A 21032-nucleotide genomic window follows, 5' to 3' on the forward strand; every position below is an offset into this window, starting at 1 on the left:
TATCTAAACAACCTATGTGAAATACCGATACGAATACAAAGAAGACTTTATCCAAAGCGGTGGATTTGGCATCAACAACCAAACCGCGATTGGTGATACTGCTGCGGCATTCCTGAACGTTAAAAACTGGCGACGATGGCACTTTTTTCACCTTCAATCCGGAATACACATATATCGACGGCGATCTTGAAAGCAGCACCTTGAAAACAACACTCCGTCTAGCAACACCTTTATCACAAGATAAATCTCGCTGGGGAGAGCTTAGAGTTGAGAACACTTATGGCGAAGTAACAATCAAGTTCAGTCATCCAATCCTAAAGTAGATACATCATTATTTTTGCACTCAGCGTATTTGATTAACCAAGCTGAGTCGTAATTACTAAGAGGTTAAAATGAAACATCTTTTGAATATGTCAACGATTGCTCTGATATTGGCATCAGGGGCAACAACCGCTGAAGTAATGTCAGTAGAGTCCTCGACTTCGCGTTCACATTACGATTCATGGAATGAAACCAAGCAAAACCTTCAAAAAGAGCATGGCTTACAGTTGGGCATGGATTACAACATGCTGAGTATGGGAGCGATTGATCCTCTTGGGGATGCATCTGCTGCGGCAGGAGCATTAAGAGTCTTTGGTCAATGGGATCTTATAGAGACAGAAGATGGAGACAAAGGCGGAATTGTATTCAAGTTTGAGCATCGACATAAATACACAGAAAACTCCCCGAAAGAATACGGTTTGGCCGATCTCGGTTACTTAGGTTTTGCTCACTCCTTATATGGTGATCAAGGCTTTAGAACCACTCATTTATTTTGGCGTCAATCTCTACTGCAAGAACAGATGGTGGTTTACGCCGGTTTCTTAGACATGACGGATTACACCGATTTCTATGCGTTAGCTAGCCCATGGAATGACTTCAACAGTGGTGTGTTTACTTCCGGAAGTGGAACGATTGGTGGATTGCCTGATGGTGCACTGGGTGTTATGGCCGGCGGTTTTTTCTCAGATAGCATTTATGGCTCGGCCAGTATTCTTGATGCTAAAGGCAACGCTTCTGACTTAGTTGAAGGAGCCAAAGAGCTCTTTGACACAGGGGCCACTTGGAAAAGCTTAGAACTCGGTTGGACACCAAGTAAAGATATGCTGTTCATCAGCAATGCTCATATCAGCCTATGGCAGCGTGACGCAGTTGGAAACGATGATGAAGGTTACGGTATCAACCTGTCTCTATCAGGTTTAGTGGCTGAACGTTGGTTGCCTTTCATTAGGGCTGGATGGGCTCAAGATGGCGGAGCCATGTATGACGCCTCAGTAAGCGCCGGCTTTGGTTACATTCCTGCACAGAGAAACCAAGACATGTTTGGACTGGCAGTTAACTGGGCAAGCCCAATGGAGAGCACAACGCAAGGGTTGGACTTAGACGACCAATATACAACTGAAGCGTATTACCGAGCTCAAATCACACCATGGCTGCAAATTTCTCCAAGTGTGCAAGTTCTGAATCACACCGCGGTTGATCTGACCAATGGCTTCGACAACATCAATTTAATCCAGAATAAAACCGATGTGGTATTTGCCCTAAAAGCAAAATTCGAGTTCTAAATTAAACACACGTACAAATGATATTAAGGAAAATATCGTTATTAACCTTGCAGGAGTGCTAAATAAATTTCGAGTAAAAAATGAAAGTAAAAATATTCTTGGCGATACTCTTAGGTATGGCTTGTAATACTGCGACTGCGGAAGCAGAAAAAACAAGTAACGATCAAGTACAACGAATTATTCTTGTTCGACATGCCGAAAAGCCAGATGACGGCCTTGGTAACCATTGCTCCAACTGCGATCCAATATGGCATGCCCATCAACACACAATATGGTTGGAATGACTTTGAAGTTATTCTTAGATAAATACCGTAATGCAGATCTTTTACTGGCGTGGGAACACATCAGCATTGAAGTGCTTGTTACTTTGATTAAGCATCGCTTTGATAACGTTGACCCAATCCCAGAATGGCCAAATTCTGATTACGACATGTTTTTAAGTTAATCATCGATTGGAGTAAACCGAGTGATCTGACAATCAATGTTCATAAACAACAGTTTGGAGACATCTCGACTGAATGCCCTAGCACCAAATAAGTTGCTGGTTAATGGCTTTTATCGAACAACAATCAGAAGAGTGAATTAACCTCAGCCCGAGTACACAATAACAAGTTACTCCGTACTCAGGCAAAAACTAGTCAACCTTTAATACAACAAGCCTCTAATCAAACAATTCGATAACCAATTTATTGTCTTTAATCACTAGATTGGGTTCCGATGACTTAATCAACGACTCTTGAACCTTGTTGCTGTCGAGTTTGTAAACCGGAGACTGGGACAAAGCAAAACCTATCATCGATACAGCTGGTTTGAGTAGTGTCTCTATTTCAGGCGAAAGCTGTTTGCCTTTTTCTTCAAAGCGCTCTAGTCGCAGCGACTTTAGATACACCTCGCCACTCTCCTTGTCGTATTCGGGAATCGCGCTGAACTCTAAGTCTAAATCCAACCCCATATTAGGCATATTGAACACTTGAACTTTTGCATTGGTATTCGCCAACACGGACACGCGTTGTGCATCGGCTCGACCAATTTGCACTTCTAGATCATCCACAGCCACTTGTGCGTACATCACACTTTGTACACCAACCTCTTGTTCTAGCATCACTGAGTCTTCAAGGTACTTCGTCATTTCTTGCTCGGTAATACTGTAGCTAACACAACCACTGAGCATCAGGGCTGTCACAGCTATAATCAAACGGTTCATTAACTTTGTTGTCATTGGAGATAGGCTCTTATTTTTTAAATGCATGGAACGGATGTTACCTCGAGATGATACTGTAAATTGGTTGTCACAATAACAGTGTCGGATAACTGGGCAGAATGATCCACCTAAATGGTGATGTCGTATCAATGAGAATTGACGAAAATAGTAAGGAAAACAATGACTGCATTAACGATATTTTACGATGGAACCTGTCCACTTTGTGCAAAAGAGATGGCAGCACTGACTAAGTCTGATTCCAAAGATCAGATCCAGACCGTCGATATCTACAGTGAAGCGTTTTCAAACTACCCGCAAATAGATGCCGAGGCAGCCAATACAATCTTGCATGCACTGGACGAAAACGGAAAGCTGCTGCTCGGTTTAGACGTGACTTACCAAGCGTGGAAGCTAGTAGGAAAGGGTTGGCTGTATGCCCCGTTACGTTGGGCGATTTTTAAGCCAATGGCAGATTGGTGTTATCTACGGTTTGCCAAAAATCGATATAAGATTTCGTTTTGGCTAACCGGAAAATCACGTTGCAACGGTAACAGCTGCACAAAATAGTGTTGAGTTAAGACATGCCGCTGGCGACTTTGTAGTAAACGATGCCAAATAGGGCTGCGAACACCAATACCGTAACGGCCACTTTCAACCAAATAAATTTCATGCTTTGTCCTTTTAATTCTGTTTACTGTTCCACGCGACAAGTTAGCACAACAAAACATACGGTTGTGTAATGATTGATAGAACTTTGTAGTCATACCAATCACAGTAGGTAAGTGTCAAGAAATAGCGCAGGAAAAAAGCTTGAGAACAAGGCGGCTCTTTTCGACAAGAAGTTTAGATAAGTAGTTATTCTACAATCAAAAAATCTAACGAATTTATCGAGATTTTTAACAAGCTAGGGTGAACAGTTATTTACTACGATTGGTATCAACCCTGATTCCCAGAGAGAACCTTTATGTCGGCAAAAGAGAGAAACCTTCCCACACATCGAATTTCTAGATTCAGTAAGTTCGCTTCGTTGGCGACAAGAGTCGCGGGTAACGTGCTAACGGAAGGCACCAAACAAATTGCACAAGGCAACAGGCCCAAAGCAAAAGACTTACTGTTAACGCCACAAAACATTGCTCGCCTGACCGATCAACTCGCACACCTGCGCGGTGCGGCTATGAAGTTAGGACAGATGCTATCAATGGATGCGGGTGATGTCTTAGAACCAGAGTTAGCCGACATTCTCTCTCGCCTGCGCTCCGATGCCGATCCACTGCCAACAAAACAGCTCAATCAAGTGTTAGAAAGCTCGCTCGGGAACCATTGGAAAACCGAATTCCTGTCCTTCAATTTTAAACCGATCGCCAGTGCATCTATCGGACAAGTTCACCAAGCCTATAGTGATGCTGGGGACAAACTCGCAGTCAAAGTCCAATACCCCGGCATTAGAAAAAGTATCGACAGTGATGTAGATAACGTAGGCACGCTGCTCAATATTGTTGGCTTGATACCAAAGTCGGTCGACTACAAAGGCTTGTTAGAAGAGGCAAAGAAACAGCTCCACGATGAAGCAGACTATGCTCGCGAAGCTGATTACGCAACTCGTTACCATGATGCATTGAAAGAATACTCTCACTTCGTCGTACCTAAGATTCATCCGCAAGTCTCTTCAGAATCGGTGCTCGCCATGGACTTCATCGAAGGCGTCTCGATAGAGCAAATCGAAAGTTACGACCAAAGCACACGTGACTTTGTAATGCACAGCTTACTGGAGCTTCTGTTCAGAGAGTTGTTCGATTTTAAGATGGTGCAAACCGATCCCAATTTCGCCAACTACCTTTATGTTGAAAACACCCGACAAATTGGCTTATTAGATTTCGGAGCAACCCGTGAGTACAGTGACCGCTTCAGCGAGGGTTATCGCTTGGCCTTTTCCTCTGTCATTAACAACGATGAGCAAGTGCTCAACCGAGCTTTAGAGCAAATAGGATTCTTTAGCGAGACAATTCTTCCCGAACAACGCCAAGCGATTCTAAATCTAGTGAAGATGGCCTGTGAGCCGATGTTAGTTGACGAAGAGTACGACTTCAAAGCCAGTGGATTGGCACAAAGGCTTCGTGAAGCAGGCACCATTTTGAGCATGGAACAAGAGTATTGGCATACGCCGCCCGCCGATGCGCTGTTCCTGCACCGAAAAATTGGTGGCATGTATCTATTAGCGGCTCGCCTTGGTGCAAAAGTGAATATCAGTCGCTTGGTCGCTCCATATCTTATCTCAGAGAGCAAAAGCACAACTAAAAGCGCGAGTTAATGAGACAGTAAATAATACGCAAAGTGATCATTTCATCGTGCTCAAGAGTAATAACCATTACGCCAACTAAAATGAGCCAACCCTATGAAATGTTCACTACTTTGCTCAACCGCACTGATTACAAGCCTCACGAGTTCCATCGCCTTTGCAGCGAGCTGTCCCGAAATACTTAATGGCAAACAGCGCTTGTTAAACTCAACCGAAGAAATCGCCTTGTGCGATGAGTTTCAAGGCAAAACTCTATTGGTGGTAAATACAGCGAGCCAATGTGGCTTCACTCCGCAGTTTGAGCAACTCGAGCAACTTCATCAAACCTACAAAGACCAAGGCTTCACGGTTATCGGTTTCCCAAGTAATGATTTTCGCCAAGACAAGGGAAGCGAAGAGAAGACGGCAAAGGTTTGTTACCTAGACTATGGCGTGACCTTCCCAATGATGGCGCGAGCTTCACTGTCTGGTAGCAACGTCAACCCCGTGTTTACAGAGATACAACAGCAAGCGGGCGTAACGCCTAAATGGAACTTTTACAAATTCTTGATCAGTAAAGAAGGTAAAGTCGTCGCCACCTTCCCTAGCTCCACATCTCCAGTGAGTGCCACACTCAAAAACGCGATTGAGCAGCAGTTATGAAGGCGGATTACATGGCAACAACTCAAACCCGTAACACCATGGCCAAACTGGGGTACATGGGGTTAATTCCGTTTTTATTCGGTCTTCTCCTTTCGCTCACCGACAGCCAATTTATGGGGATAAGCGGTGAAACGCTGTTCATCACCTACAGCGTGGCAATTTTGAGTTTTCTTTCAGGGATCTTGTGGGCAAATGGCATCGAAAACTTTGAAAGCCAATCAAGTAACAAAGCACTGCTAATAAGCAACGCGATTGTGCTCATCGCTTGGCTGGCAGTATTGCTTGGCGAACAAAAAGAGCTAGTGACAACTCTGATTCTCATCTTTGGTTATATTGCGGTTTGGCGAGCTGAAAGGACGATGAGAGAAGAGAACCAGAGCCAAGGTCCTGATGGCTACTTTGATATGAGGACTCGGCTGACCTCTAGTGTCGTGTTAATGCACGGTATCGTGATGCTAACCTAGAGCTACGAGATTGTCTTTGAAGTGTGAGCCTTTGATTTAGTTAAGCGCCTTTGTTAAAAACCGTTAGCAACAATCTAGATGATGAGCTTCATCACTAACCTCGGCTCATCATCACCAAAGTAGTTGTCTTCTTGCTTGATGGTAACGAACCCCATCGATGCGTAAAGCGCACGAGCCGATGTGTTATTTGGGTCTACAGTGAGCAAAAGCCTAGCATCTCGAGGCAAATGCTCAACCGCCTGTTGCATCAGTTTCCGGCCAACTCCCATGCCACGATAATTCTGGTCTACAGCCAATGATAGGACCCAAAACTCATTCTGCTTGTCTGTGGTTGTCGTTAAGGCATAGCCAGCAATCTTTGAGTCTTGCTTAGCAACCAATAAACCTTTTCCCCAGCAATCAAAGGCCTGACGAAAGAAAAACAGCGGATAGGCGTGAGCGCCAAACAAAGCATGTTCAAGCTGGTAGATATCAGCCAGTTCTTGTTTTTCCGCACAAACAACATTCATAGATAGACCTCATTTAAACCGAACCTCAAGTTTAAACATGCAAACTCAAAGGTGCTATTAATAATATATCAACAGCCTAAAGGCTTACGAACTACCTTAACGAAGATGCCACTTAACTAACGCCTGAGGAGTAGATTAGGTTACTTATGTTTTACTGTCGAATAACCAACAAATTTGCGCCAGATAACGCAAGAAAAACCGAGCACGCTTTGTTGAAACGTTTTGCCATTTGTGGCTTAGAGAACCAGTTTCTGAGGTATAAGCCAAATGCCGCGTAGATCGATATCGCGAGCATTTCTAACACTAGAAAGGTGCTACCTAAAACAAAGAATTGAGTATTTACGTTCGCTGAAACATCGACAAATTGAGGAAGGAATGCAGTGAAAATGAGTATCGCTTTTGGATTGCCAGCAGCGAGTGCAAATTCTTGTTTAAACAGACCAAACCAATTCTTATTTTGTTCGATATCCACGACCGGACTGGCGTGTGAGCGCCATAGGTTGAACGCGATCCACAACAGATACATCGCGCCAAATAGTTTGATCAGGAAAAACAGCGTTTCAGAAGTATAAAGCACAACCGCTAAGCCAGATGCAGCCAAAGCAATCATGCCAGAAAAAGCGAGGATTCTTCCTAGGCCTGCGACAAAGGCGGCCTGAAATCCGTAACAACGGGCGTTGTTCATTGATAACAAATTGTTTGGGCCCGGAGTCATGTTGAGCGCAAAACAAGCGGGGATAAACAGCAGTAACTTCCAGATTTCCATTGGTGCTTCCTAATTGCCAAATGCCGTGATTATAAAATCCTTAAACAAGGTCTTATCGTTTATAACAGCATTTCATATCTTTTGTAACTGCATAAAAAATAAGCACCAAATCTATACAGTAAATTTTCAATCAGTTCTCAAAAAACTGTTCGTACTCGGGTGTCGCTAGATTTTCGGCGACACCAATCTCACCGACGAAATAGATAGCGCTCGCAATTGTATCTATCGTTGGGTTTGATTCTCGCTCTGGGAAGTCGCCAACAGCAGGAACAGATTTTGGCGCAGACACCGAACTACAAACAAGGCTATTACATACCCTGTTTTGATTTTCTAAGGAGATAGCTTCAGGAACGTCAAAGTGCTGAGTGAGTACGTCGTGGTTAGACAATTCAGACGAAGCGTACGATAAGGTTGAGAATAGAGCTGAGAGCACAATCCACTTGTTCATGTATCTTTCCATTGATGGCATTCATTGAATTTATAAACACTATCGAATCTCACACATTATGAACAGTGTTTTATTTTAATTTGCGTGAGACTGCTTACCCAGCATCAACTTGTCGAGCAGAGCTTGCGGGACAACGATCACTGAGTATTTAACAAAGGCCACCAGCGCGATTACACCAACAGCCGATCCAAGAATAAAGTCATGGACATCAACCAACACCAATCCCAGAAGTTGATCACTCGCTATCGCTACTAATGCGATGCTAACTGCGGTTACCCACTTGCTGTGTTCATAAGGTAATTGTTCCATCGCTTGGCTTACAACATACAGAAGCATGAGCCGCACAACATAAGTTGCACAAAGAACCGCGACAACACCCCACACGCCATAAATAGGCGTCACTGTGAAATAACCAATGGCCGCCAAGACCGCACATCCACCTTGAATCCACATTTGAGATTGACTCGAATCGCCACTGAAACAACCAAGGTTAAGATAATCACCTGCATTTTTGATAACGCTAATCGCAAGCAGCGCAACAACAATGGCCCCCGCGTAATGATAACTGCTCGGTAAAATGAGAGAAATAAATCCGGGTACCGTTAGAATCATCAACGAACCTAAAACAATGGCGAGGTTCACTCCGACTAACGCCCTATCGGCACACATCTTACTGCCACCCGGCTGTTGAAGCATCGCCACACGGTTTGGAAACCACCAAAGCGCGTAAGGCTGCAACAACAGACCAAGAATCAACGCGAACTTTCCGCTAACCGCATAAATCGCGAGTTCTTCGACACCGACGAAGCTTGCCATTACCCAGCGGTCGAGCCCCATGATCATATACATTGATGCACCGCCAACCAGAACGGGCAGTCCGAATTTTAAGATCTTCGCCGAGTATTTGAAGCAACCAAAAGATCCCATCTCTTGCCATTGATAACGCACTAAACAAACCATTAGCAACACACTGGATACCGCAGCTGAAATCAACACGCCATCTATACCGTATCCAGCCTCAAGCAAAACAAAAGTCATGATGGCTTGAACACCGGCTTTCAACACATTGAGCATGCAAAAACGTTTCGCCATCGCGTTCATACGCATCAGCGTTAGCGGGATAGAAATCGCCCCATCGAGCATGGTAGGAATAAGCAGAAGCAGTATCTGGTAAGGCTGGAATTCAACTGGCAACATTAAGATTAACAACGGCATACTGAGGGCAATCAAGGCGCCCCCAAGCACGCACACCAGCACGCTCAATGTGAAGCAGTTCGAGACGAGCTTTTGCTTTTCATCACCTTCGGCGACACCCACATAACGATACATGGCATCGACAATACCGAAGCTGAACAATATCGTCCCAATGTCTGCCAGCAAGACAATGGCTTCTAAGGAACCATACTCTGCCAACGTCATATTGTGCGTAATGTACGGGATCATCACCAATGAAATCCCTTTCATCATTAATATACCGATGGCGTAGTAAGCCGACTGCTTTAAAGAACCCATAGTCGTCACCTTTTCCTTATCAAGCTGGCTTTAGGAAACTTTTACAGTCTCCAATTAGGTGTCGCAATGTGCGTTTTTGAGGTGACATGACCAAAGAACGGAAACTGTAGGCAATAGCCTGTCTATTCTGTTGTAAACCTCGATAATAGTCAGCATAACCTTCCAGTATTCTCGCCTTTGCGATTTTGAAGCTAGAAGTGGGTAGATTCCATCGTTGACTGTCATTTTGGTAATGTTGAAGAATAGTCTCTATAGACTGCAAATTTCTCAATTTAAGACTTTCAGTTTGGGTAACAGAGCTCGCTCTCATCAAGTAGCCAACCTGCACCGAGTTCAACACACCGATCTGATGGTTTTCACTCATTCGAAGCCACAGTTCCCAATCTTCCCCATACTTGATGTCAGCATTGAAACTGTCTGTTTGAGAAAACACATCCGCTTTCACCATGACCGTTGATGTTCCAATCACGTTATTTTCTATGATGAACTCCAACGGGTTCTCGATATTGATGAACAGCTCATCTTGATCTTGAAACTGCGACCAGTAACTAAAGCAGTCGACTATTACTTGGTAATCTTCAGTAAGATGCTCGTAGTTAGTAAAGCTCATCGCGAGATCAGGGTAACGTTGATGAAATTCGAGTTGGCGCTCAATTTTTTCAGGAAACCAGAAATCGTCTGCGTCTAAAAAAGCGATGTATTCACCGGTCGCCTTTTCAATCCCTAGGTTTCTCGCTTGAGGCGCACCAACACCCAATGTGGACAACGTAATAATGCGTTCATCGTCTATAGAAGCAAGATACGTCGACGTTCCATCGTTACTGTTATCGTCAATGACAATCAGCTCAACATCTTGATGAGTCTGCTTTAGTACACTACCAATCGCTTTCGGCAGGTAATCCAAACAATTGTAGGTAGGAATAACAACACTTACTTTAGCCATAATGACGCCCTCAGATTTATACGTTATATGGCTGACGTTGCATGTTCTATGCCGAGAGTGTCTTACTACAAAATCACCTCTATATCAGTCACCTACGCGTCCATTCTCAAAATGACGACCAAACACAGATGTTCAAAAAAACTGCAACTCCAATTTGATTATCAATTTGAGAAAACGAGCCACCTCTTAAGGGGTAACCTTCGAAAAGCAATCAGAAAGCCCTCCAAAGCTACGATTCGATCTTGGTTCGTATCTTGCTTTATTGGTTATTACCTTGGCTTGATAGCTTTAGTCATATGGATTTGAGGAGTAAGGAATGAAGAAAGTAGCATTTGTGGCGCCAACCTACCCAGTACTCAGTGAGACCTTCATTCAAACAGAAGTCGACTCTGTGAAAGCGTGTGGGCACGATGTTTGTGTAATGACGTTCAAAATTGAAAACAGTGAAAAACAGTTCGACTACGACATTGTCGAAATAGGTAAAAATGTTCGGAAGGGTAAAGTCGCCAGCATTAACTGGATAGGTTTCATCAAGGCTGTCTCATTTATTTCTAAGCAAACCAGCATGCCGAAAAAGTCACTGTTCGCTTATGGGTTTAAATTAGCGCTGCAACTCGCGGAAAACGACGTCGAACACGTACATGCGCATTTCTGTCAGCACACCACAGCTCACGCCATCGTCGCGGCAAAGCTGCTGAATATCACCTGTTCGTTCGTTGCTCATGGTCATGATGTTTACGAGTTCGCTTATGACATTGAACATAAAATCTCATCGAGTGATTTTGTGGTTGCAGTGTGTAAAGACATGCTTGCTGACTTCAATACCATGGCGAAAGGAAACATTAAGCTCCTGCATTGCGGAGTTAATACCAAACAGTTCCAACTCAACCCAAAAACCGAAACGAAGCAACTTCGCTTTATTTTCCTTGGCCGATTAGTGGAGCAAAAAGGTATCCACCATCTTATTGATGCATTGGCGCCGATTGCCGAACCTCTCGACATTCATCTCGATATCATCGGTACTGGCGATTTAGAGCAACAATTAAAGTTACAGGTCAAAGAGCAAGGGCTCACTCGAAACGTGACCTTTCTTGGCGCTAAGCCTCATGAATGGGTGAAAGAGAAACTATCGAATTATGACAGCCTAATCGCGCCCTTCTGTTTTTCCGAAACCGGGAGTGTGGATACAGGACCACTGGTTTTAAAAGAAGCGATGGCCGTAGGAACGCCAGTTATTACCACCAACATCATGGGATGCAAAGAGATCGTCTCACAAGAGACAGGTTTTGTGGTTGGCGAAAAGAATGTGGAAGAATTAAGAGAAGCGATTGAGCGTTTCGCGCAACTAAGCAGCAACGATAAAGCATCGATGGGGTTAAAGGCACGTGAGAGAGTGAAAGACAGTTTTAATTCGATCAAACAAGCTCAGCAATTATCTCGTTGGATAGAGAACCCAGCTCAATAAGGATTAACTCAGGCAGTAAGCATCACAAGGACTGCTACGCCTCACAAGAACGACTAAGCACCATAAGAAAACGGAGCACCACAAAAACAAAAGAGCGCTACATCAATTTGAAATGTAACGCTCAACTTAGCACTGCCCAATGATCGCGACTTATGCTTTCAGTAGCTTTTCATTAAGAAGCCTAACTAGCCTGCTCGCAGTGCCAAAATAGACTCAATATCGTCGATGTCACGATATTGAGCGAGTTGTTGCTCTTTCGATGAAATAGCCACAATCGACATTCTATCGGCCAGTTCGTTACCTTCAATACCAACGTGACCGTTCACATGGTAGATGGTAATTTTTGAAGCCAGTTCTTGGTAGAGCGCATACGCAGGCTTAATAATATCGAGGTTTTTGATCTCACCGCCAGACTTGGTCCAGCCCTTTTTCTCCCAACCCGTTGCCCACTTAGTAATACAATCTATCGAGTACTTAGAGTCACAATAGATCGCTACAGACAGACCCGCGTTTAGCTTCTCTTTTGCGAGCAAAAACGCCTGTTTAAGGCCATGCAACTCAGCGGTATTATTGGTACCAACAGGTTGATACAAGCCATACCACAATTCGGTTAATTGGTTGTTTTGGTATACCGCTAACCCCGTCCCTGCTTCACCAGGGTTTGGTTCACACGCACCATCGGTAAAGATCTTGATATCAAAAGGCATATCTGTGATTTGCTGCTCCGAAAGAGGCGGCACCTTAGCTTTCGTCGCCTTACCCGCAGAGCTTGGCTTTGTCGCTGTAGAACCTGACGCAGACGACGTTTTACCACCAAAAGCAGACTCAGCCTCGCCTAGTGTTGGAAACGATTTATATCTCGCACCAGCAAAGCCATCGACTTGGGATTTACACTCATTCCACGTGGTAAAAATACCCGGTGTACGACCTTTCCAAACCACATAATATTTCTTAGCCAAACTAACTCCTTACCAGAACCTAAATACACAAACAGTGAATCAGTACATTAGATGCCACCACGCTATACGTTGCAAGGTCTATCACTCTAAAACAGGTCTAAAAAAGCTGCGTTCATAACTCACGATGCAATCAACTTCGTCTGCAAATTCAAACGCTTTAATGCACTCAGCATCGCTCAACGACTTAACCCGATATTCTTCGTAGGCAGCCAAACTTTCAAAGGTAAACAGCGCCATGGCAATATTGTTCGCCCCTTCCGACGGTAAGAAATAACCATTGTGTTGACCTCCGAATTTAGCGACCAGAGGAATCCACATTTTTGCGTATGCCTCAAACTCATTTACCTTTTTAGGATCAATCACATATCGAACATAACAAGTAATCATATTTATACAGCCCTTAAAGAATAGGAGAAACACAAAGCCTAAGTTGACGTTGAAGCTCAAGAAAAAAGGAAATCAACCGCGACAAGGTTATAGAACAAAAACACCGCCATGCTGACGCCGATCGTTAGCAACACATTGCCTGTTTCCCAAATCAACAGACCTGTGACCACCGCGCCTATTAAGTATGGGTTTTCAAGGCTTGGCCAAAATGTTTGTTCAGGAGCAAATACAATTGGCCCCCAAATCGCAGTCAGCACCGCTGGGCTTGAATAGCGCAATAGGCGCCTTGCGGTTTGATTGAGTCGAAGCGGGATTGCAGGCTCAAGAAACAAATACCGACTAAAGAAAACAATCGCAGTCATGAGGAATATCGTTAACCAAATCATCTCTATTTCCCCTCCACGATTGTCTTGTTACCGTTGTTTCGCTCTTGGAACGATTCGCTGATAAAGCCCGCTAACATTCCGGCAATCGCTGCAATCATTAGCCCGCCCTCAATATTGTTAACCGACATAGCAACTGAAGTGACCAATGAAACCACCACACATACGACGACAGGCACTGTTCTGATTAATGGAAAAACTAACGCAATAAAGGTTGCTGCGACCGCGAAGTCGAGCCCAATCTCGTTAAGTGATGGAATTTGGCTTCCCGCGACAATGCCAACAAAGCTCGCGATATTCCAAACAAGATAAAAACCGCCGCCTACACCCGCAGCATACCAGCGATTAAATTCATTCTGAGACTGCCCACTACAAATCGCGAACAGCTCATCGGTGAGCCAAAATCCGAGTAATAGACGCCAACGCGCAGGAAGATGGCTAATTTTGTCACGCATCGATACGCTATACAGAAAGTGTCTTGAGGTGATGAACAGTGTGGTCAACAACATAGTGCCTAAACCAATACCCGCTTTGAACATACCCGCAGCGACAAGTTGCGCTGAGCCAGCAAACAAAATAGCCGACATCGCTTGCGCTTGAAGTTGATTCAATCCGGCATCTATCGCATATGAACCGGCTAGAATTCCCCAAGGGATTACCGCAATACTCAAAGGCATTCCCGCTAAAACGCCTTTCCATAACTGTGTTCGTCTATCCATTGTTTCACTATCCATATCATTCTTTTCTCTCTTTACATTCGCTATTCAATGTAAGAAGAGTGGAGTCGGTTCGATTGTACAAACTTGCTCGATTTCGCGAACCAATTAAGGTGTCCGATTTAGAGCATTTTAATGTATTGCCCCGGCGTGTAGCCATTGGCCTTTTTGAAGTGTCGATGAAAATGGCTTTGGTCGTGAAAGCCAGACTCTTGCGCGGTGTCTGAAATGGTATGTCCTTGTTTCAATAACTTACGCGAAAGCCTTAACCGAGATTGGATTTGATACGCATGTGGCGGAAGACCAAACTCTTTTTGAAAAGAACGCACTAAGTGAAACGGACTCAATGCCGCTAACTTAGATAGTTCGTCTAGGGAAACATCGGCTTGTGGAAAATCATCTAAGAACTCTTTCACTAAGACAAGCTGGCGCTGAGTTTTCCCATCGAGTTGAGGGTTAAGCGGCGATTTTCCGTGTCGGCTAATCAGTTTAACCAACATTCCGTACATCAAGGTTTCTCTTAACAAGCGATTGTCAGATTCATCAATCGTGTTAAAGACTAATCTCAATTGATTGGCGAGTTCAGGATCTTCAACAACCGCTCTTGGGAAATAAGGCGCGCCGTAATTCGGTAGGTTAAGCTCTTGAGTGATCTTGGCAAGTTGCTCTGGGAGTGGATACATGGCTCGATACGCCCAACCGCCTTCAGTGGCAGAGTGACCGCTATGAACTTCGTCGGCATTGACCAGAATAATCGCATCTTGTGGTGCTATATGATGCCCGCCCGTTCGATAGAAACGCTGAGCGCCCTGCTCGATGACTCCCAGCGTATAGCCCTCGTGGCTGTGGCGCGAGAAGTTCTGCTTTTCGTATTCAGCATTAAGAATTTCAAGGCCGCCGAGCTCTTCGGTTATCTTATATTCGGCCTTCTCTTTAGAGCGTTTCTTGTTCTCCATAACAATTCCCAAGCCTGTTAATTATCGAGCGACTTATCAGTCTACTCTATAGGCTCTTTCAGCTTTTGTACAAAATTGCGCTTTTGTTTGTTAATACTGTTTTTATCGTTGGCTTAATAACTCTTTCTAACTGGGAGGAAAGTCTTGGTCTATAACTAGTTGGCGAGAAATTGACAAATTAGTGTGGCAATCATGGCAATACTCTCTTCAAATCATCGGCAATAGACCTGATACAACATGAAAAATACACTGATCCTTTTCTTTTTCCTGAGCCTAGCAGGGTGCACTCATAACCAATCCAAAGCACTGAGCATGAACTCCTCGTCAGTCAATACATATCCTCAATCGATGTCGGACCTGCAACTGTGCGACACCTTGTATTACGGGCGCTCAAGCAACCAGACACTCGCAGCAATTGGCAGTGAATTCAATCGAAGAGGGTTATCAAAAAGTTGGTGTGACACCGAAACTAATAAGCTTTATTTAACCAAGACAATCGATTGGGTTGCTGACCAAGTAGAAGACAAAGAAGATTCAGAGGAAGAAGCGTCGGCAGTGGTGTTGCCAGCGAATTAGAACGGGTTAGCAATGTTGTTTGCTTATTAGCCGAGCTACCTAGTCAGGACTAGCCGAACTTACTTTATTGTTCAGGCACATCATTGATATGTTGTGACACACGAACTAGCTTACTGGTTTTAAAACCCATGCTCTGCGCCCGTTCAATCAGCGAGTCTAAGTCTTGTTTGGTGAACTCTGCAGTGCGATACAAGATCTGTAAGGTATTTTTGGTAGGACCCACCAACAAAGCCTGAGTGTAATCTTCATTCAAGAAAATTACCTTTCTCTGCTTCTCATAAGGGCTATTCGCTTCGACTGAAAACCACGCTTCGGTTTGAGAGCCCTTAAATGTTGCGGCTTGTTCTTTGGTCTTCCACTCATTCTTTTTCGCGTTGTAGCCTCGAGTTGTCAGCTTAAGATTACCGTCAGATTCAAATAAAAAGCTAAACGACAAAGAACCGAGCTTTGATTGCAATGGATGCGGGATAAAACAAGCGGAATACCATGTACCAGCGAAGCGTTCGGCATCAAAGTCAGAGGCGGGGATTTTAGACGTAGGTTTACTGCCACGAAACGTAAACAACAGCTTAATCATTAGCATCGCTAATATTTTGTATGTCATGTCACTTACTCTTTATTCGATTGTTATTAGACCCACACCTTCGATCGCATAATCAGTCGACGAATTGGTCTGTTTTTACAAGCTTAGCCAACAAGGTCTGTAACTGCTTGGATTCGTCTTCACTCAACGCACTCTGAAACTGCTCGCTGATACTATCGACCATAGGCTCACAATATTCGGCAAGCTTCTTGCCCTCTTCCGTTAAAGAAAGAAGTTTTACCTTTTTGTTCGTTTCACTCTTGCTGGCCTCAATAAGGTTCAGCTTAATCGCGTTATCAACCAAACGCTTGGTCACAGAGCGATTTCGAAGCAAGTAATTGGTTAACTCTTGCTGAGTGATTTTGCCATGCTTATCTAACACTCGAAGCGCACCAAACATCTCTAGAGAAATGCCCGAAGTGGTGCCCATCTCAGCGGTGACTTGAGCTCGAAACTGTTTGTAAGCAAAGCCCATTAAGAACATAGGATTGCTGTCGAGTGCATCAATTCCGGTGATGGATAATGCTGGTTGATTTTCCATATATAATTCCTTGGCAGACCACTAATAATACCAACACGATGGACATTAACTCTGCACGAAAGTAGGTATCTTGCAAACCAAGATCGGTTGCTGAAACATAGAGTTGCAATGGTAGCATAGTTCCTAACATCGCTTCAGTATGCATACCTCGCACGCCACCACGACTGCCGCTGATCCAAATTGCTATCATGGTCACCAAGCTTGTTAGTCCAATGATATACACCCAATTATAGGAGTGTTGCCCCGCTAACAAGGTTACGAAGACCAACGCCAATGCACAACCACCAACGTGGGCTTGTAAACAGTTTTTCACCACCATTTGATAGTTCATGCGTTCACTTTGCGCAGCCGCAATAATCACAGGCATCATACAGAACGTCGCGGCAATCAAATCGACCATCATCAAAAATGCTAAACCAACTCCAAGCATGACCACATATATCACTCGCTGCTGGTACGTCACAGGAACACTTTGCATTGGCAGCGGCGACATCGCTTTGGGCGGCTTTAAGAACAGCATCACAAATCTCACCACAACCATGGTCGTCACCATGCTCACTGCTATATCGCGAACCCAGTCCGTCATCGGCATTGGGCCATGTTGTGCAAACACAATCACCAAAAACCAATTGAGCAATGGGATGTAGATTTTCCCAAGTTTGGCAGGCGTGTCGGCCCACCTTCTTGCTAAATCAAATACCCATAAACTGATCCCCCAAACCACTGCCGGGTGTGAGGCAAATAACTGATCGACAAGCAGAGCCACACAAGCGACACCCAAGATAGGGAGAAACGCTTTGAGCATACCTCTCACTGAGTAGTCGTTAATCTTGGTCGCCGCCATTACCGGATAAAGAGCGAGGTACGCCGCAACACCTAGCTGTAGCCAAAGTTGAGCCAACATACCCAAAGACACGATAGCGCTGATCCAAGCTACTTCAGACCAGTTAATCGGGCCTCGAACTTCGTTATTCATAATCTGCCTCTTAGGTCGTAAATCGTTATTTCGTCAGTGGGTAGTCAGTTAGTCGATGATTGAAGAGCACAGTTAAACTAGGTAACGAATGCGAGCTAGCACTTCCATCCATGCACTTCCGATCACATCCCAAAACGTCGCTTCAGGCACCACCATCACGCTCACTTTAGAGCCTGAGAACAATGAGTGATCAAGTGACGGCAACGTTACTTGTGTACGCACTTTTTGTTGGTCTCGAATCCAGCGATCATCATTCACGACTTTCGCGAGGCCGCTGTTGTCGCTGCTCGCATCATAGATAGCCAGTTCACGACCTTGAATATTTCCCTCAAACACCTCACCAGGCATTGCATCAAACACCAAACGAACGGTTGTTCCCGCAGTCAGATTTGCACTGCCCTTTTCGTTGAAGTCTGCGTTAATCCAAGCATGCTGGCGATCAACCAAAAACAAAACGGGGCTGCCAGCGCCAACATAGGTTCCTGAGTTAAGGTTGAGATTGCTGATTACGCCATCAACAGGCGCGACGATTGTCGTTTTGTCCAAATCCAATTGCGCCAGTTCAACGCGAGTTCGAGCAACAGCCAAAGCACCGTTGTCGCTGCTTTTCTCAAGCTCAGCTTTTATCTGCTCAATATCGGCTTGCGCAGCTTCGACGGCTTGCTGTCTTACAATCGTGTCCGATCGGCTATCGTCTAGCGTTTCTTGGCTAACAAGTTTTCTCGAAATCAATTGCTGGTTACGCTTCAATTTTCTCTCGGCATTCAGAGCTTCGTGTTGGCGCTGACGTAACGTCGCTTCCGCGCCATGCAAGTGCTGCTTGTTTGCTTCATAGCTTTGCTCTGCTTCAACCAAAGCCGCTTCAGCCTGAGTTAACGCCAATTCAAAACGAGTTGGATCTAAGCGAACTAGCAGTTCCCCTTTTTTTACATCCTGACCATTCTTAACAGCCAACTCCACCACTGGCGCCGACACTTCTGCAGCAATACGGCTGGTTGGAATGTGCAATTGAGCTTGAGTTGTGAACGGCGCAAGGTTGTCACTTGCCACCAAGAAAAGAGCAAACAAGGCACTGGTGCCAAGTGTTAGATAGAGCATCCATTGATACGCTTTATTAGCCATAATGTTTCACCTGCAACAAAATAATGCGCTCATTGTATTGATTTTTGTTTCAGATGCAACATAAATCAAAGGTGAGTATCTTAAAGATCTTGCGAGAAGTACAGCAAGCTACTGTTTATGAAAGATATAAATAGAAATTTAGATAAGAAAAAGTCGTGTAGTTAGTTTGGGAAGCAAGAGTTCCAGAAGTTATCTAATGCCTTTGCTCACAATGATATGCATTAACATTGATATTCTTTAACATTTGATTAACCAACTTATCCATTAAAACTATAAGGAAATAAAAATGAAGTGGATATTTGTTGTATTCGTCAGTGTTTTCTCAGTATTTACTTACGCAAAAGATTGGAAGCAAATCCGATTTACGGTGGAAGGAGCATACCCACCATTCAGCTGGACAACGCAAGATGGTGAATTAGAGGGGTTTGAAGTCGATTTAGCCAACGCCTTGTGTGTCGAATTAGAAGTAAAATGTATCATCTCAAAAACTGACTGGGACGGGATTATCCCTTCGCTTTTAAGCCGTAAAAACGATGCAATTATAGCGGCTATGACAATTACCGAAGAACGTGAAAAGAAAGTTAACTTCACGATGCCTTACGCTAAAGTTCCCACTCGTTTTGTCATGGAAAAAGGGCGTGAAATCAATATGGATGACGGCAGCTTAAATGAACTAACAATTGGAGTTCAGCGCGCTACCATTGGTGACAAATACCTTTCCGAGATCTACCCAAATGTAGATATCAAGCGTTATGGATCATTCGACGAAGCCTTTACCGATTTACTCAACGGGCGCCTAGATAGCGTGTTTGGTGGTTCTATGGGACTCAATACGGGCTTTCTTGAAACGGAGCAAGGTAAGGACTACCACTTTACGGGTCCTAAATTTACAGAAGAAAAATGGTTCGGGCGTGGTATTGGTGTCGCGGTACGAAAACAAGATAATGAACTCAAAGATCTTATTGATGACGGTATCCAGCGCTTGATCGACAATGGTCAGCATCAAAAAATCGCAAGTAAGTATTTTTCATACAGCATTTACGAATAGTTTGGTATGCAGTGTGGACTAAACTAATTGCGAACTGTGTTCACTTTAGAAAGCATCAGATAGCAAAAAGCCGCTCATAAAGAGCGGCTTTTTTAAGTGATGCTTGCAGGAAGTTAGAAATTTATAGCACACTGGATACCAATCCAATTAAGCCTTTGATTTTATTTAATTTTAAATAGGTATCAGATTAGTACATATGGCTATCACTATACTACCGTTGAAATCGGTTAACCGTTGTGCGGTAACTGCTCGCTTTAACTGGTTTCAAACCCTGCTTAACTCTCGATCGATTGAGATCATCCACAAGCTTCAAGAAATCATTATGCGCTTGCGTATAGTTCACTCTGATTTGTTTTAATGAGTGGTCCCTAACAACCTTCAATAAAAGCCTCTCAACCTCATCATCCAAATATTGTGTTCGATTACCCTTACGCGCGTGAGCAGGTTTCAAGGCTTTCTTTTGCCAACCTGATTTCACGTACACACTGACCCACTCTGCTAGCGTTCGCCAGCTTGGTGGATTTGCATCCTCAATAGTTTCAGAAAATGTAGCAAGCCACGGAACCAGTCGCTTTTCGGTATACGCCGGAACATCAGAGTCCAATACTCCCCTTACGTACGCATAGCGCCTTTCCATTGTTTTTTCGTATTCTAACTCTCGGCTCGCTTTCTGGGACTTAGCCTTTTTGCCTACAGGGTTAACAAATACCGTTTCAGGGAGAGCATCTTTAATGACAGCAACCAACAGGCCTTTTTGTATATGGGATTCTAATTGGCGTGTTGCAAAGGAAAAGTGCCCACCATGCTCGATGTCTTTGATGGTAATTTCAGTTCGGCTCACATCACTTACCTGATAATGAGAACACTTGCCGCCTCGATAGCGCTTCACAAGAATAAGATTAGGGTCGCTAAAGTTCATTGTTCATCCCGTTATA

General features: G+C 44.2%; 26 protein-coding genes. 10 read left to right on the top strand and 16 right to left on the bottom strand.

All coding sequences use genetic code 11. The annotated features are described in order from the left end of the window. Window positions 1-392 precede the first annotated feature (392 nt). From AB4138_RS02195 to AB4138_RS02205, 3 genes are all read left to right on the top strand, one after another. Entirely contained in the window at window positions 393-1604 is a 1212-nt protein-coding gene (locus AB4138_RS02195) for a carbohydrate porin (RefSeq protein ID WP_017039122.1), read from the top strand. Window positions 1605-1684: 80 nt separating this feature from the next. Then, window positions 1685-1888, top strand: a complete 204-nt coding sequence (locus AB4138_RS02200; protein WP_017069640.1) for a hypothetical protein — start codon at window positions 1685-1687, stop codon at window positions 1886-1888. Window positions 1889-1890: 2 nt separating this feature from the next. Further along, complete coding sequence (locus AB4138_RS02205; RefSeq protein ID WP_372050963.1) at window positions 1891-2049, top strand: hypothetical protein; 159 nt, start codon at window positions 1891-1893, stop codon at window positions 2047-2049. A gap of 216 nt (window positions 2050-2265) precedes the next feature. On the opposite strand, the gene AB4138_RS02210 is transcribed toward AB4138_RS02205, so the two are convergent. After that, complete coding sequence (locus tag AB4138_RS02210; RefSeq protein WP_017065247.1) at window positions 2266-2823, bottom strand: DUF1439 domain-containing protein; 558 nt, start codon at window positions 2821-2823, stop codon at window positions 2266-2268. 162 nt (window positions 2824-2985) lie between these two features. Between AB4138_RS02210 and AB4138_RS02215 the strand changes: the two genes are divergently transcribed. The 4 genes from AB4138_RS02215 (at window position 2986) to AB4138_RS02230 (ending at window position 6207) form a co-directional block, all read left to right on the top strand. Beyond that, window positions 2986-3372 (top strand): thiol-disulfide oxidoreductase DCC family protein, encoded by a 387-nt coding sequence (locus AB4138_RS02215; protein WP_017062190.1) that lies wholly within the window; start codon window positions 2986-2988, stop codon window positions 3370-3372. Between the two features lie 397 nt (window positions 3373-3769). Next, complete coding sequence (locus AB4138_RS02220) at window positions 3770-5113, top strand: AarF/ABC1/UbiB kinase family protein (RefSeq protein ID WP_065584895.1); 1344 nt, start codon at window positions 3770-3772, stop codon at window positions 5111-5113. An 84-nt stretch (window positions 5114-5197) separates the two neighbouring features. Continuing rightward, window positions 5198-5743, top strand: coding sequence for a glutathione peroxidase (locus AB4138_RS02225; protein WP_372304866.1), 546 nt, complete (start codon window positions 5198-5200; stop codon window positions 5741-5743). Further along, window positions 5740-6207 (top strand): DUF3429 domain-containing protein, encoded by a 468-nt coding sequence (locus tag AB4138_RS02230; RefSeq protein WP_017062213.1) that lies wholly within the window; start codon window positions 5740-5742, stop codon window positions 6205-6207. The genes AB4138_RS02225 and AB4138_RS02230 overlap by 4 nt, the downstream gene beginning before the upstream one ends. A 74-nt stretch (window positions 6208-6281) precedes the next feature. On the opposite strand, the gene AB4138_RS02235 is transcribed toward AB4138_RS02230, so the two are convergent. From AB4138_RS02235 to AB4138_RS02255, 5 genes are all read right to left on the bottom strand, one after another. After that, the gene (locus AB4138_RS02235; protein WP_372304868.1) at window positions 6282-6716 is read right to left on the bottom strand and encodes a GNAT family N-acetyltransferase; all 435 of its coding nucleotides are present in this window, start codon (window positions 6714-6716) and stop codon (window positions 6282-6284) included. Window positions 6717-6867: 151 nt separating this feature from the next. Next, window positions 6868-7482: a LysE family translocator gene (locus AB4138_RS02240; protein ID WP_372304871.1), complete on the bottom strand. Its 615-nt coding sequence runs from the start codon at window positions 7480-7482 to the stop codon at window positions 6868-6870. 130 nt (window positions 7483-7612) lie between these two features. Continuing rightward, on the bottom strand, window positions 7613-7930 hold the full coding sequence (locus tag AB4138_RS02245) for a hypothetical protein (RefSeq protein ID WP_017070274.1): 318 nt from the start codon (window positions 7928-7930) through the stop codon (window positions 7613-7615). Between the two features lie 75 nt (window positions 7931-8005). Next, complete coding sequence (locus AB4138_RS02250) at window positions 8006-9442, bottom strand: lipopolysaccharide biosynthesis protein (RefSeq protein WP_017067059.1); 1437 nt, start codon at window positions 9440-9442, stop codon at window positions 8006-8008. A 19-nt stretch (window positions 9443-9461) separates the two neighbouring features. Next, window positions 9462-10385, bottom strand: coding sequence for a glycosyltransferase (locus AB4138_RS02255; protein ID WP_136974210.1), 924 nt, complete (start codon window positions 10383-10385; stop codon window positions 9462-9464). A gap of 316 nt (window positions 10386-10701) precedes the next feature. On the opposite strand from AB4138_RS02255, the gene AB4138_RS02260 reads away from it, so the two are divergent. Further along, window positions 10702-11850, top strand: coding sequence for a glycosyltransferase family 4 protein (locus tag AB4138_RS02260; RefSeq protein WP_372304874.1), 1149 nt, complete (start codon window positions 10702-10704; stop codon window positions 11848-11850). A 185-nt stretch (window positions 11851-12035) separates the two neighbouring features. On the opposite strand, the gene AB4138_RS02265 is transcribed toward AB4138_RS02260, so the two are convergent. From AB4138_RS02265 to AB4138_RS02285, 5 genes are all read right to left on the bottom strand, one after another. Next, window positions 12036-12809, bottom strand: coding sequence for a viroplasmin family protein (locus AB4138_RS02265; protein WP_372304877.1), 774 nt, complete (start codon window positions 12807-12809; stop codon window positions 12036-12038). 81 nt (window positions 12810-12890) lie between these two features. Next, window positions 12891-13196: an NIPSNAP family protein gene (locus tag AB4138_RS02270; RefSeq protein WP_017062221.1), complete on the bottom strand. Its 306-nt coding sequence runs from the start codon at window positions 13194-13196 to the stop codon at window positions 12891-12893. Between the two features lie 56 nt (window positions 13197-13252). After that, on the bottom strand, window positions 13253-13582 hold the full coding sequence (locus tag AB4138_RS02275; RefSeq protein ID WP_372304881.1) for an AzlD domain-containing protein: 330 nt from the start codon (window positions 13580-13582) through the stop codon (window positions 13253-13255). Between the two features lie 2 nt (window positions 13583-13584). Continuing rightward, window positions 13585-14313: an AzlC family ABC transporter permease gene (locus tag AB4138_RS02280; RefSeq protein WP_372132922.1), complete on the bottom strand. Its 729-nt coding sequence runs from the start codon at window positions 14311-14313 to the stop codon at window positions 13585-13587. A gap of 104 nt (window positions 14314-14417) precedes the next feature. Continuing rightward, entirely contained in the window at window positions 14418-15251 is an 834-nt protein-coding gene (locus AB4138_RS02285; protein WP_372132925.1) for an AraC family transcriptional regulator, read from the bottom strand. A 237-nt stretch (window positions 15252-15488) separates the two neighbouring features. On the opposite strand from AB4138_RS02285, the gene AB4138_RS02290 reads away from it, so the two are divergent. Then, on the top strand, window positions 15489-15827 hold the full coding sequence (locus AB4138_RS02290) for a hypothetical protein (RefSeq protein ID WP_372304884.1): 339 nt from the start codon (window positions 15489-15491) through the stop codon (window positions 15825-15827). A gap of 64 nt (window positions 15828-15891) precedes the next feature. Here the strand turns inward: AB4138_RS02290 and AB4138_RS02295 are convergent, their stop codons facing one another. The 4 genes from AB4138_RS02295 to AB4138_RS02310 all read right to left on the bottom strand — a co-directional run bounded on the left by AB4138_RS02295 (window position 15892) and on the right by AB4138_RS02310 (window position 19049). After that, on the bottom strand, window positions 15892-16431 hold the full coding sequence (locus AB4138_RS02295; protein WP_017062226.1) for a lipocalin family protein: 540 nt from the start codon (window positions 16429-16431) through the stop codon (window positions 15892-15894). Between the two features lie 52 nt (window positions 16432-16483). Further along, entirely contained in the window at window positions 16484-16951 is a 468-nt protein-coding gene (locus AB4138_RS02300) for a MarR family winged helix-turn-helix transcriptional regulator (protein WP_017062227.1), read from the bottom strand. Then, on the bottom strand, window positions 16914-17927 hold the full coding sequence (locus AB4138_RS02305) for a DUF2955 domain-containing protein (protein WP_017070267.1): 1014 nt from the start codon (window positions 17925-17927) through the stop codon (window positions 16914-16916). The genes AB4138_RS02300 and AB4138_RS02305 overlap by 38 nt, the downstream gene beginning before the upstream one ends. Before the next feature lie 72 nt (window positions 17928-17999). Further along, a complete protein-coding gene (locus AB4138_RS02310; RefSeq protein ID WP_017062229.1) occupies window positions 18000-19049 on the bottom strand; it encodes an HlyD family secretion protein in 1050 nt (349 codons plus the stop codon). 286 nt (window positions 19050-19335) lie between these two features. On the opposite strand from AB4138_RS02310, the gene AB4138_RS02315 reads away from it, so the two are divergent. After that, window positions 19336-20097, top strand: coding sequence for a transporter substrate-binding domain-containing protein (locus AB4138_RS02315; protein WP_017070266.1), 762 nt, complete (start codon window positions 19336-19338; stop codon window positions 20095-20097). Between the two features lie 211 nt (window positions 20098-20308). Here the strand turns inward: AB4138_RS02315 and AB4138_RS02320 are convergent, their stop codons facing one another. Then, window positions 20309-21016, bottom strand: coding sequence for a hypothetical protein (locus AB4138_RS02320; RefSeq protein WP_102393850.1), 708 nt, complete (start codon window positions 21014-21016; stop codon window positions 20309-20311). Between the last annotated feature and the right edge of the window lie 16 nt (window positions 21017-21032).

Origin of the sequence: Vibrio sp. 10N.286.52.C3, from assembly GCF_041468865.1 — a bacterium.
GTDB lineage: Bacteria > Pseudomonadota > Gammaproteobacteria > Enterobacterales > Vibrionaceae > Vibrio > Vibrio crassostreae_C.